Raw genomic sequence first — 11,465 nt, forward strand, 5'->3', positions numbered from 1 at the left:
CCTCTCGAAATATGGGGTGGACGAAGGGGATCGAACCCTCGACAACGGGAGTCACAATCCCGTGCTCTACCAACTGAGCTACGCCCACCATATTGCCTTGCAAAGAAGCCAATCAACTCCCTTGCTGCGCCCCAACCAGGCCAACCGGCTTGAGTGAAGCTTTATTTGGTGCGGATGAAGAGACTCGAACTCTTACACCTTGCGGCGCTGGAACCTAAATCCAGTGTGTCTACCAATTCCACCACATCCGCGTTTGAAGCTGTTAAAGCAAAGGCGCCAGACTGTTAATCTGGCGCCTTTTGAAATATGGGGTGGACGAAGGGGATCGAACCCTCGACAACGGGAGTCACAATCCCGTGCTCTACCAACTGAGCTACGCCCACCATATCGCGCTACTTGTGCCAAAGCTGCCTAATGGCGCACCCGGCAGGACTCGAACCTGCGACCATCCGCTTAGAAGGCGGATGCTCTATCCAGCTGAGCTACGGGCGCCTTATTAATCTGTACTCTTGGAGGACTACAAACTAAGAGCTTTCCAGTCTCGCAGAACCGTAATTCCGCTTGACCTTCTCATCCAGTGCTAGGCTGTGCCCGACAAGTGCGACGAATAGTATAGAGCGCCCCGAAGGCCGTCAAATGCTTTTTATAAAAAATTCATTTAATTAAAGGGCTTAGAGGAATTTGCAGACCAAGCGCCTTTGCCCTCACCTCATGACATGCGAGAATGCGTTCTCTTTTTTTCCCCTCTCGATGGTTAATCACGCGCAATGACTGCACAACTAATCGACGGCAAATCGATCGCCGCCAGCCTGCGCCAGCAGATCGCCAAACGAGTCACCGAGCGTCGCGAGCAAGGCCTGCGCACCCCGGGGCTCGCGGTGATCCTGGTCGGCAGCGATCCCGCCTCTCAGGTTTATGTCTCGCACAAGCGTAAAGACTGTGAAGAGGTCGGCTTCATTTCCCAAGCCTACGACCTGCCTTCCGAAACCACTCAAGAAGCACTGACCGACCTGATCGATCGCCTGAACGACGATCCGGCAATTGACGGCGTTCTGCTTCAGCTTCCTTTACCTGAGCACCTGGATGCCTCCAAATTGCTGGAGCGCATTCGTCCAGATAAAGACGTCGACGGCTTCCATCCTTATAACGTCGGCCGCCTGGCCCAGCGCATCCCGTTGCTGCGTCCGTGCACCCCCAAAGGCATCATGACCTTGCTGGAAAGCACCGGTGTAGACCTTTACGGGATGGACGCGGTGGTCGTCGGAGCCTCCAACATCGTTGGCCGTCCGATGGCGATGGAATTGCTGCTCGCCGGTTGCACCGTGACCGTCACCCACCGCTTCACCAAGGATCTGGCCGGCCACGTCGGCCGTGCCGACCTGGTTGTCGTCGCCGCCGGCAAACCGGGCCTGGTCAAAGGTGAGTGGATCAAGGAAGGCGCGATCGTGATCGACGTCGGCATCAACCGCCAGGAAGACGGCAAACTGGTCGGTGACGTGATCTACGAAACCGCCCTGCCCCGCGCTGGCTGGATCACGCCGGTACCGGGCGGTGTTGGCCCGATGACGCGTGCCTGCCTGCTGGAAAACACGCTGTACGCGGCAGAAACACTGCACAGCTGAGTGCCTGCTTCGACATAAGCGATGAACAAAAGAACCCCGCCAATGGCGGGGTTCTTTTTGCCTGGGGTAAAAGATCGACCATCCGCCGGAAAATGACTTTTTTTTCATGTTTCCAAGGACTTTCACCTCCTCCTTGAACAACCATCGACAGTTATTCAGCCATACTCCAGAATGTCGCGCTTTTTACGAAATAACCCGTTACATAACGGCTTATCAACACCTTATGAGTCCGCCAGCGTGAAAATCCGTCTTTCCATCCTGAGCCTATTTTTTGTATTTACAGGGACGTTCATCACGCCAATCGCCAGCGCCGCGGAGACCACCGCAGCCCCCCGAGACACGAAACAACTCAAGCTCGCTTCCGGCAGCTCTTTGCTGCTGGATATGCAGACCAACAAAGTCATCTATGCCAGCAACCCCGATGTGGTTGTCCCTATCGCCTCGGTCAGCAAATTGATGACCGGTCTGGTTGTGGTCGAAGCCAGGCAGAACATGGACGAGTACATCAATATCAACATCAGCGACACGCCAGAAATGAAAGGCGTGTTTTCCCGGGTCAAACTCAAAAGCGAATTGCCGCGCAGGGAAATGCTGCTGATCGCCCTGATGTCCTCGGAAAACCGTGCGGCGGCGAGCCTGGCTCATCACTATCCGGGTGGCTACGTCGCATTCATTGCCGCGATGAACGCCAAGGCAAAGGCGCTGGGCATGACCAGCACCCACTTCGTCGAGCCGACGGGCCTCTCCCCGCGTAACGTCTCTACTGCCCGCGACCTGAGCAAATTGCTGATCGCCGCACACAAATACCCGTTATTGACCGAGTTGAGCACCACCAAGGAAAAAACCGTCACGTTCCGCAAACCCAACTACAGCCTGGGTTTCCGTAACACCGACCATTTGGTCCGCAAGCCAAACTGGGACATCAAGCTGACCAAAACCGGGTTCACCAACGAAGCCGGTCACTGCCTGGTGTTGGTGACCAGCATGGGCAATCGCCAGGTGGCGCTGGTGATTCTCGACGCCTTCGGCAAGTACACGCATTTTGCCGATGCCGCCCGCATCCGCAGCTGGGTGGAAACCGGCAAAGGCGCAGACGTGCCGTCGGTAGCCTTGCAGTACAAGTCGGACAAGAACCTCAAGCACCGCCAGAGCGGTGTGGTTGAAGCCTCGAAATAAGTCAGCGACAGAAAAAACAAAGCCCCGATCATTCGGGGCTTTTTTTCGTCTGGCGTTAATCGTTGGGCAGCGGCATCTGATCGTCATCCGGAATGCCATCCCCGGCGCTTGGATCTTTCATGCCATGGGGATGCTCCGTCGGGACCACCATCGGACGGGCCAACGGATCCCTTAACGGATCGTTCGGATCCATCACCGGATCAACACCCTCTTCAGGGGTCGTTGGAACACTGTCCGGACGTTTGTCGTTGAAACTCGAATCAGTAGACATACGCACCTCACCAAGGGTTAGGGCTTCAGATCAGCGAGTGGGTCGTAAGGCTTCGCCGGAGCCTTGGGATTGTCGCCCGGCTTAACATCCCTCGGCGCCTTGGCGGGGCCGATGGGATCGACCTGAGGATCGGCGAGGTCCGGCGAATCGGGGTCGAATCCCAATTCGTCGCCCGAAGAATGTTCGGATGAATGCGGGCCGTCGGGGGTATTGGAATGTGCCATGGGGCGCCTCCTGGGATCTGGCCCGGAGAAACCGGGTCTTGTCCTTTAGAGGCCAGGCATGCCCGACAGTGCCGGGCACATGACGAACGGAAACTTATTGTGCGGTCAACGCCTTCTTCGCGCGGGCAGCGGCCTGTTCCTGACCGGCCTGGCCAAGATCGCTCGCCGCCTTCAGCCAGCGCTGTTGATCAACGTTGGCAGGGATCTGATTGGGTTTCTGAATCAATACGGCCCAGCCGCCAGCATCCTTGAAAGAGGACTCAAACGAACTGAAGCTCATCAAATTCCGGCGATTCATCCCGGCACGCAGTAACACCGTCTGCTTCTGGCGATTGTATCCGGCGAGAATGGCGTAACGCGGCTCAGCCCAGAGCGCCGAGCCTTCAGTGAAGCGCACCATCACCGGATAACCGGCCGCGACCTGGGTCAACAGCGCCGGCAAATGGCTGTCGAGGGGATACACCACCATCCCGTACTCACGCGCCAGGTTTTGCATATTCTGTTGCAGTTGTGCTTCGGCGCCGGGCAAGTGCAGGGGTTTTTGCAGCAACCCGGGCGTAATCACGATGCCCTGCTGTGCCAGCATGCTGGCCAATACCTGTGGTCCGCTCTGATAGTCCTGGCCACGGTAGAACGTGCCGCTGAGTTCTACCCGCTCGGGCAACCGCTTGATCTCCGGCGCCACAGTCCCCGCGCATCCGGCCAAACCTGCAACGCAGCCGACAATCAGCGCCGCCGCTCGAATTCGAGAAAATACCCGCACGATCATCACTCTCTTGTTCAGACGCCAGTTAATACGCTCCCGGCTTGGCCGTCGATCATAGGACGCCACGCGGTGGCGGTATAGCCTTAACCTACAGTTGAGTGCATTCAATAGAGCGAACTGGTTGATGACAGCCGACCTTTGGTCAATAGCCTGAAACACAGCAGCGACTAGACTGTCATTTGCAAAGAGTGTGTGCCCGATGCAGGGCAAAGAGGAGGCACTGATGAGCCTGACAATGACAATCGTGATGTTGATTTCCGGCTGGCTGGCCGTGGCCGCCGCCATGCTGTGGGGCGTTTTGCGGATTACCCGTCGGCACCATCACCACCCCGTTCAATCGGCGCCTTTGGCGAAGACCGATAAACCACCGGTCCACCACGCGACCGCGCACTGATCCTTCGGATTCGCCAACAAAAACGGCCGCCTGGGCTCTTTCGAGCGCAGGCGGCCGTTTCGTTTTTCCGCGGGTTAAGCTTCAGCCGCTATTTTCTTCTGCTTGGCCCGACGCGACATCATGTTCAAGCCCTCGATGGTCGCCGAGAAAGCCATGGCCGCATAGACGTAGCCTTTAGGCACGTGAGCCCCGAAACCTTCAGCGATCAGTGTCATACCGATCATGATCAGGAAGCCCAGCGCCAGCATCACCACGGTCGGGTTGTCGTTGATGAATTTGGCCAGAGGATCAGCCGCCAGCAACATCACCAGCACCGACACCACTACGGCGATGATCATGATCGGCAAATGCTCGGTCATGCCCACAGCGGTAATGATGCTGTCGATGGAAAACACCATGTCCAGCATCAGGATCTGACCGATCGCGGCAGCAAAACCCAGGGTCACGGTCGAGGTCGCCGACATCGGATCATCCGGGGCCGGGTCCATGCTGTGATGGATCTCGGTAGTCGCCTTCCACAACAGGAACAGGCCACCGGCGATCAGGATCATGTCCTTCCAGGAGAACGCATGGCCGAGAATATCGATCACAGGCTCGGTCAACTGGACGATGAACGCGATAGTGCTCAGCAGGCCCAGTCGCAGAATCAGCGCCATGCCGATACCGATGCGGCGTGCTTTCTGCCGATGCTGCTCGGGCAGCTTGTTGGTCAGGATCGAGATGAAGATCAGGTTATCGATGCCGAGCACGATTTCCATGACGATCAACGTGGCCAGGGCGACCCAGGCGGTGGGGCTTGCAGCAAGTTCTAAAAGGTATTCCATGGGTCAGTCCTGACTCGTTGTAGACGGTTTAGATTTCCTGGGACGAAGATTCGGTTTTGCGCTGATCTTCGGCCGATGGTTCTTTCTTGCTGATCAGGCCGCCGGTGGCATCACTGATCGCTTGTTCGGCGGCTTTGTGGGTGTCGTCGATCGCCTGTTTGGCGGATTCGGCAGCCTTGCCCATCAATTGCTGCGCGCTTTTCTCGGCCTGGTCGCAACCGGCCAATACCAGTAAAGACGCAATCAACAGTGCCGTGGTTTTAAGCTTCATGATGCTTTCCTCGATAGAACAAAACGGTCCGAAACGATGGCCCGTTGATAGCGAGGCATTCTAGGGAGGCAAACACTTCAGGAAAATTCGTATTTTTAGCGGTTATACTTCGGTTTTCACGAACTGTAGGCCGTCATGCTCAACTATCGCCAATTGCATTACTTCTGGGTGGTGGCCAAGACCGGCAGCATCGTGCGCGCCTGCGAGCAGCTGAACCTGACGCCCCAGACCATCAGCGGGCAGATTTCCCTGCTCGAACAAACCTATGGCATCGAGCTGTTCCGGCGGGTCGGTCGCCAGCTTGAGCTGACGGAGGCCGGGCGTCAGACCCTGCCCTACGCCGAGCAAATGTTTCAGCTGGGCGGCGAACTGGAGTTGATGCTGCGGGCGCAACCCAATGAACAGCAGATCCTGTTTCGGGTGGGCGTCGCCGATGTGGTGCCCAAATCCATCGTCTATCGCCTGATCGCACCGACCATGGAACTGAGTGAACCGCTGCGCATCACCTGCCGCGAAGACAAACTGGAACGGCTGCTCGCCGACCTGGCGATCCAGCGGCTGGACCTGGTGATTTCCGACAGCCCGATGCCCTCGCACCTGGACATCAAGGGTTACAGCCAGAAACTCGGTGAATGCGGGATCAGCTTCTTCGCCACCGCCGAGCTGGCAGCACAGTACGGTCAGGATTTCCCACGCAGCCTGCACGGTGCACCACTGCTGATCCCCGGGCCGGAAACCGTGGTGCGCAGTCGCTTGCAGCGCTGGTTTGCCGAGCAGCAAATCCAGCCGCGCATTGTCGGCGAGTTCGACGACAGCGCGCTGATGCAGGCTTTCGGTCAATCGGGCAGCGGGATTTTCATCGGCCCGAGCGTGATTGCCGACGAAGTGAAACGCCAATACGGCGTGGAGTTGATTGGCCAGACCGACGCTGTGACGGAGTCGTTCTACGCCATTTCCGTGGAACGCAAGGTCAAGCACCCCGGCATCGTGGCGATTACCGAAGGTGCCCGACGCGAGCTGTTTACCGAGCTGTGAAGGTCAGGCGCAGATCTCGCGAGGTTTCATGGTCATCAGCGCCATGGCCAGGAGAATCGAAACCAGGATAAACGCGGCAGCCGCAAAACCCAGCCCGCCCAGGCCAACGCTGTCGATCACCCGTCCGCCGACCATCGCACCCAGGCCGATCCCGAGGTTGGCCCCGGCGATGTTCAGCGACGCGGCGAAGGCCGGTGCCTCGGGCGCGGCCTTCATCAATCGCACATGACTGACCAGGAACAACGCCGCCTGAGTCACGCCCCAGATGCCCATCGCCGCCGCCAGCCCGAGCGGCGAATGAATGTTCGGTACCAACGCCACCATGCCGGCGATCATGAACGTGCAGAACATCATCGAAGCCATCAACGGATGACGATCCACAGCGCGACCGCCCAACGAGTTGCCGATCAGACCGACCGCGCCGAAGCCCATCAGGCACCAGCCGACCACCGTACCGTTGAAACCGGCGAGGCGTTCAAGGATGTCTGCCAGGTAGGTGTAAGCGGTAAACATGCCGCTGAACACCAGGATCGACAGGAGCACATGGCCCAGCATCAACGGGCTGCGCAAGATCTTGAACTGCGAACGGAAGCTCACCTGATGCTGATGCAGGTTGGTTTTCGGCAGGTAGATAAACAGCAGCAACGCCTTGGCAAACGCGATCACCGCCAGAATGCCGAAGGCACTGCGCCAGCCGAACGCATCGGAAATCAACGTGCCCACCGGAATGCCGAACACCGTGGCACAGACAATGCCGAAACCGATTTTGGCAATTGCCCGCCCGGCGTAATCCGGCCCGACGATGTCCACGGCGGTTTCACTGGCCAGCGCCCAGAACACCGGCAACCCCAACGCGGGGATCAAGCGGGCGATGGCCATCACCCAGATGTTCGGCGCAAACGCCGCGAGGGTGTTGGCCAGGCCGAACATGATCAGCACCGAGATGAACAGCTTGCGCCGCTCGAACCTTGCGAAGTACGCGGTCAGGAACGGCCCGAACGCGGCGACGGTAAAGGCGAACAGGGTCACCAGCAAACCTGCTTGGGGGATGCTGACTTCAAGGTCTCGGGCAATCGCCGGCAACAGGCCGACGATGACGAATTCCGTGGTCAGCACGGTAAAACCGGCGGCCGACAACAGAAGGATGGGCAACAGCATGCAGAACTCCAGAAAACGACGACACCAGCGATAACCCGAAGGCCCACTGGCATGACTTGAAAATAAGGATGCGCAATCTTAACAGAGTGTTTCCGATCAGGGTTGCACGAACCTGCCGATCTCGTTGAACGTGCGGGCGGCAGATCGTCACAGGTCTGAAGTATCAAGACCACGCTGTGATAAAGTCCGCGCCCTGCGATACGTACACCTTGTTCATCGGCCATTCACTGGCATTGATGTCGCGACACCCCCGCACCTAATAATCAGAGATGCCGTTTTATGACTGCTTCATCCCCTTCGCTATTGCAACGCTTGAAACGCTTGAGCCTGGTCTCGCAAATCGTCATCGGCCTGATCGCCGGGATTGCCCTGGCGCTGATCGCGCCTGAGGTGGCGAAATCCACGGCATTCATCGGCAAGGTCTTCGTTTCGGCACTCAAAGCCGTCGCGCCGATTCTGGTGTTCGTGCTGGTGATGGCGTCGATCGCCAACCATAAGCACGGCCAGGAAACCCACATCCGGCCGATTCTGTTTTTGTACTTGCTGGGGACGTTTGCCGCCGCGGTGGTCGCGGTGGTTGCCAGCATGATGTTCCCGTCCAGCCTGGTGCTGTCCACTCATGACGTCGCCGTGACTGCGCCGGGCGGCATCAGCGAAGTGCTGCAAAGTCTGCTGCTCAGCGTGGTCGACAACCCGGTCAGTGCGCTGATGAACGCCAACTTCATCGGCATTCTGGCCTGGGCGATCGGCATGGGCATTGCGATTCGCCATGCCGGTGACACCACTCGCGAAGTGCTCGGCGACCTGTCCAATGGCGTGACCCTGATCGTGCGCCTGGTGATTCGTTTCGCACCGCTGGGGATCTTCGGCCTGGTCGCGTCGACCTTGGCCACGTCTGGCTTCGGGGCGTTGATCGGCTACGTGCATCTGCTGGCCGTGCTGCTGGGCTGCATGTTGTTTGTCGCGCTGGTGATGAACCCGCTGATCGTGTTCTGGAAACTGCGCCGCAACCCGTATCCTCTGGTGCTGATGTGCTTGCGAGAAAGCGGCATCACCGCGTTCTTTACCCGCAGCTCGGCGGCGAACATTCCGGTCAACCTGGAATTGAGCAAGCGCCTGGGCCTGCATGAAGACACTTACTCGGTATCGATCCCGCTGGGTGCGACCATCAACATGGCCGGCGCGGCGATCACCATCACCGTGCTGACCCTGGCGGCCGTGCATACCCTGGGCATCGCCGTGGATATCCCGACAGCCATTCTGCTCAGTGTGGTGGCGGCGATCTGTGCGTGTGGTGCTTCGGGCGTGGCCGGTGGTTCGTTGTTGCTGATCCCACTGGCGTGCAGCCTGTTTGGCATTCCGAGTGAAATCGCCATGCAGGTGGTAGCGGTGGGTTTCATTATTGGTGTGTTGCAGGATTCTGCGGAGACGGCGCTGAACTCCTCCACGGATGTGCTGTTCACCGCCGCGGCTTGCCTGGGTGAAGAAGCAAAAGCCGAACGCCTGGCCTGACCCACATCTCTGTGGGAGCGAGCCTGCTCGCGAATGCTGACCAACACTTAACGATGATGTTGGCTGATGTACCGCCTTCGCGAGCAGGCTCGCTCCCACAGGATCTGCGGCATCGTTGAATAATACTTACCCATGAAAAAGCCCCCGCAACGTCAGGCTGCGGGGGCTTTTTTGTGCGCGGGCGGTTTAGAACGCGCCCATGTAATCGCGCTTGCCCACTTCCACACCGTTGTGACGCAGCAATGCGTAAGCGGTGGTGACGTGGAAGAAGAACTGCGGCAGGCCGTAGGTCAGCAGGTAAGCCTGGCCACTGAAGCGCTTCTCTTTTGGCGTGCCTGGACGCGTCACGATCTCGATGCCTTCCTTGCCGTCGATCTGCTCTGGCTTGATCTCGCCGATGTAGGCCAGAACCTTGGTGATCAGGGCTTGCAGTTCAGCGAAGGTGGTTTCGGTGTCGTCGTACTTCGGCACTTCGATCTCGGCCAGGCGCGAGGACACGCCTTTGGCGAAATCAACGGCGATCTGCACCTGACGCACCAGCGGGAACATGTCCGGGTACAGGCGGGCTTGCAGGAATGCGTTCGGGTCGATGTTCTTGGCGGTGGCGTGGGCTTCGGCCTTGTTCAGAACGTCGCTCAGGGCGTTGAGCATTTGTTTGAAAACAGGAACGGAAGCGGCATACAGGGAAATAGTCATGACAGTCTCGTGTGGTGACAGGAGGAAAACGTGGGCCGATTATAGCCATGCCCGCCGCTCCTGCGGCTTGTCTTTTATCCAGCAAGGATTAGGCTAGGCGGCTTCGACTGCATGCTTCGATTGCATAGGGAAAAGCGCGATGAGCACTGAGCAAGAAACGACCTTCGACGAACCGCGCCTCAACAGCACGGAAATCCGCATTCTGGGCTCGTTGATCGAGAAGCAGGCCACCAGCCCGGAAACCTATCCGCTGACCCTCAATGCGCTGGTGATTGCCTGCAACCAGAAAACCAGTCGCGAACCGGTGATGAACCTCACTCAGGGTCAGGTCGGCCAGAGCCTGCGCGCCCTTGAAGGCCGCGGGTTTACCAAACTGGTGATGGGCAGCCGTGCCGATCGCTGGGAACATAAGGTCGACAAGGCGCTGGAACTGGTGCCGGCCCAGGTGATTCTGACGGGGCTGTTGTTTTTGCGCGGTCCGCAGACGGTCAATGAACTGCTGACCCGCAGCGCACGCATGCATGAGTTTGAAGATGCCGAGCAGGTTGTGCATCAACTGGAACGTCTGATTGCTCGCGGATTGGCACTGCTGATTCCGCGTCAGGCCGGCCAGCGGGAAGACCGCTATATGCATGCGCTGGGGGATCCGGCGGATATCGAAGTCATCCTCGCCGCCCGGCAAAACCCGGCCGAACGCAGTGCCGGTAGCGGTGTGTCGGTTGAACGAATCGAAGAGCTCGAAGCGCGGATTGCCGCACTCGAAGAGCGCCTGGCGCGCCTCGAATAACCAACATTGTGATTTGTAGGAGCTTGCCCGCGAAAGCGATTCAACATTATCGTCGAACTGAAAATCGCCTTCGCGAGCAAGCCTCGCGCCTACTAAAGGGAGTGCTACTCGCCGTCCCAGTAATCCACGCCATCGCCCGGTCGGGCGATGGCGACGAAGCCTGAGGGATTACCTTCGGCGTCGACCTTGAAGTGGTCCATCACCACGTATTTGCCGGAATCCGGGTACTCGCAAATCTCCGGCGATTGCTGGGTGCTGACCGCCAGGTAGCGCAGTTCGCCCTTGCTGGTGTTGATGATCTGGTGCGCCGCTTCAGGACCGCCCGGCGGGCAGGCGATCACGTCGCCGGCGCGGATCGGAAACCGTTCGGCACCGAGGCGCACCTCCCCTTCCCCGGCCACGACGTAAAACATCTCCTCGTTGACCCGATGACTGTGAAACGGGCTGCCACGCATGCCTGGTTCCAGCACGTATAACCGATAACCGAGCTTTTGCGACCCCAACTGCTGGCCGACACGGGCCATTCTCTGTTGGTAGCGGCCGGCGGTATCACCGGTGGGCGCCAGGGCTTCGGGCAACGGTTCGAGTTCGACCTGATTCAGGTTGAGAATGGGGGGATGCATGGGAACCTCGGGCACGGTTTGTTGGTTGGGGCGGCAAGTCTTTGCTGGCGGGGAGTATAGGCGGCAGATGCACTTGAGAGACCGAGTTGCGCCCATCGCGAGCAAA

At 58.6% G+C, this 11,465-nt stretch carries 13 protein-coding genes, 4 tRNA genes and 1 pseudogene; 6 read left to right on the plus strand and 12 right to left on the minus strand.

Annotated features, from left to right (window positions below; all coding sequences use genetic code 11):
* Positions 1–12: 12 nt before the first annotated feature.
* From FHL16_RS32990 to FHL16_RS33005, 4 genes are all read right to left on the minus strand, one after another.
* Positions 13–88 (minus strand) — tRNA-His (locus FHL16_RS32990).
* A 78-nt stretch (positions 89–166) separates the two neighbouring features.
* Positions 167–251, minus strand: a tRNA-Leu gene (locus FHL16_RS32995).
* Positions 252–307: 56 nt separating this feature from the next.
* Positions 308–383, minus strand: a tRNA-His gene (locus FHL16_RS33000).
* 32 nt (positions 384–415) lie between these two features.
* A tRNA-Arg gene (locus FHL16_RS33005) sits at positions 416–492 on the minus strand.
* Between the two features lie 275 nt (positions 493–767).
* Between FHL16_RS33005 and folD the strand changes: the two genes are divergently transcribed.
* Positions 768–1,622 (plus strand): bifunctional methylenetetrahydrofolate dehydrogenase/methenyltetrahydrofolate cyclohydrolase FolD, encoded by an 855-nt coding sequence (gene folD, locus FHL16_RS33010; RefSeq protein ID WP_010458702.1) that lies wholly within the window; start codon positions 768–770, stop codon positions 1,620–1,622.
* Between the two features lie 237 nt (positions 1,623–1,859).
* Positions 1,860–2,798 (plus strand): D-alanyl-D-alanine endopeptidase, encoded by a 939-nt coding sequence (pbpG, locus tag FHL16_RS33015; protein WP_010458699.1) that lies wholly within the window; start codon positions 1,860–1,862, stop codon positions 2,796–2,798.
* Between the two features lie 55 nt (positions 2,799–2,853).
* Here pbpG and FHL16_RS33020 read toward each other — a convergent pair whose 3' ends face one another.
* The 3 genes and pseudogenes from FHL16_RS33020 to FHL16_RS33030 all read right to left on the minus strand — a co-directional run bounded on the left by FHL16_RS33020 (position 2,854) and on the right by FHL16_RS33030 (position 4,115).
* On the minus strand, positions 2,854–3,069 hold the full coding sequence (locus FHL16_RS33020; protein ID WP_010458697.1) for a hypothetical protein: 216 nt from the start codon (positions 3,067–3,069) through the stop codon (positions 2,854–2,856).
* A gap of 17 nt (positions 3,070–3,086) precedes the next feature.
* Positions 3,087–3,293 carry a DUF6021 family protein gene (locus FHL16_RS33025; protein WP_010458694.1) on the minus strand — a complete coding sequence of 69 codons (207 nt, stop codon included), beginning with the start codon at positions 3,291–3,293 and terminating at the stop codon, positions 3,087–3,089.
* Positions 3,294–3,387: 94 nt separating this feature from the next.
* Positions 3,388–4,115, minus strand: a pseudogene (locus tag FHL16_RS33030) (peptidase C39 family protein).
* Between the two features lie 167 nt (positions 4,116–4,282).
* Here FHL16_RS33030 and FHL16_RS33035 point away from each other — a divergent pair.
* Complete coding sequence (locus FHL16_RS33035) at positions 4,283–4,453, plus strand: hypothetical protein (RefSeq protein WP_178082292.1); 171 nt, start codon at positions 4,283–4,285, stop codon at positions 4,451–4,453.
* Positions 4,454–4,527: 74 nt separating this feature from the next.
* Here the strand turns inward: FHL16_RS33035 and FHL16_RS33040 are convergent, their stop codons facing one another.
* Both FHL16_RS33040 and FHL16_RS33045 read right to left on the minus strand, forming a co-directional pair.
* Positions 4,528–5,277 (minus strand): TerC family protein, encoded by a 750-nt coding sequence (locus FHL16_RS33040; RefSeq protein WP_010458689.1) that lies wholly within the window; start codon positions 5,275–5,277, stop codon positions 4,528–4,530.
* A 28-nt stretch (positions 5,278–5,305) separates the two neighbouring features.
* Positions 5,306–5,548, minus strand: coding sequence for a hypothetical protein (locus tag FHL16_RS33045; RefSeq protein WP_010458687.1), 243 nt, complete (start codon positions 5,546–5,548; stop codon positions 5,306–5,308).
* A gap of 135 nt (positions 5,549–5,683) precedes the next feature.
* On the opposite strand from FHL16_RS33045, the gene nhaR reads away from it, so the two are divergent.
* On the plus strand, positions 5,684–6,583 hold the full coding sequence (gene nhaR / locus FHL16_RS33050; RefSeq protein WP_010458685.1) for a transcriptional activator NhaR: 900 nt from the start codon (positions 5,684–5,686) through the stop codon (positions 6,581–6,583).
* 3 nt (positions 6,584–6,586) lie between these two features.
* Here nhaR and FHL16_RS33055 read toward each other — a convergent pair whose 3' ends face one another.
* Positions 6,587–7,741 carry an MFS transporter gene (locus FHL16_RS33055; RefSeq protein ID WP_010458683.1) on the minus strand — a complete coding sequence of 385 codons (1,155 nt, stop codon included), beginning with the start codon at positions 7,739–7,741 and terminating at the stop codon, positions 6,587–6,589.
* A gap of 279 nt (positions 7,742–8,020) precedes the next feature.
* Between FHL16_RS33055 and sstT the strand changes: the two genes are divergently transcribed.
* On the plus strand, positions 8,021–9,253 hold the full coding sequence (sstT, locus tag FHL16_RS33060) for a serine/threonine transporter SstT (protein ID WP_077750486.1): 1,233 nt from the start codon (positions 8,021–8,023) through the stop codon (positions 9,251–9,253).
* A 186-nt stretch (positions 9,254–9,439) separates the two neighbouring features.
* Here the strand turns inward: sstT and FHL16_RS33065 are convergent, their stop codons facing one another.
* Positions 9,440–9,949: a DUF1993 domain-containing protein gene (locus FHL16_RS33065; RefSeq protein ID WP_010458678.1), complete on the minus strand. Its 510-nt coding sequence runs from the start codon at positions 9,947–9,949 to the stop codon at positions 9,440–9,442.
* Between the two features lie 139 nt (positions 9,950–10,088).
* Here FHL16_RS33065 and FHL16_RS33070 point away from each other — a divergent pair, with 139 nt between their 5' ends.
* Positions 10,089–10,736 carry a YceH family protein gene (locus tag FHL16_RS33070; protein WP_010458677.1) on the plus strand — a complete coding sequence of 216 codons (648 nt, stop codon included), beginning with the start codon at positions 10,089–10,091 and terminating at the stop codon, positions 10,734–10,736.
* A 104-nt stretch (positions 10,737–10,840) separates the two neighbouring features.
* Here FHL16_RS33070 and FHL16_RS33075 read toward each other — a convergent pair whose 3' ends face one another.
* Complete coding sequence (locus tag FHL16_RS33075) at positions 10,841–11,359, minus strand: cupin domain-containing protein (protein ID WP_010458675.1); 519 nt, start codon at positions 11,357–11,359, stop codon at positions 10,841–10,843.
* Positions 11,360–11,465: the final 106 nt, after the last annotated feature.

The sequence above is a fragment of the Pseudomonas sp. FSL W5-0299 genome, assembly GCF_005930655.1.
In the GTDB taxonomy this organism is placed as follows: Bacteria; Pseudomonadota; Gammaproteobacteria; order Pseudomonadales; family Pseudomonadaceae; genus Aquipseudomonas; species Aquipseudomonas mandelii.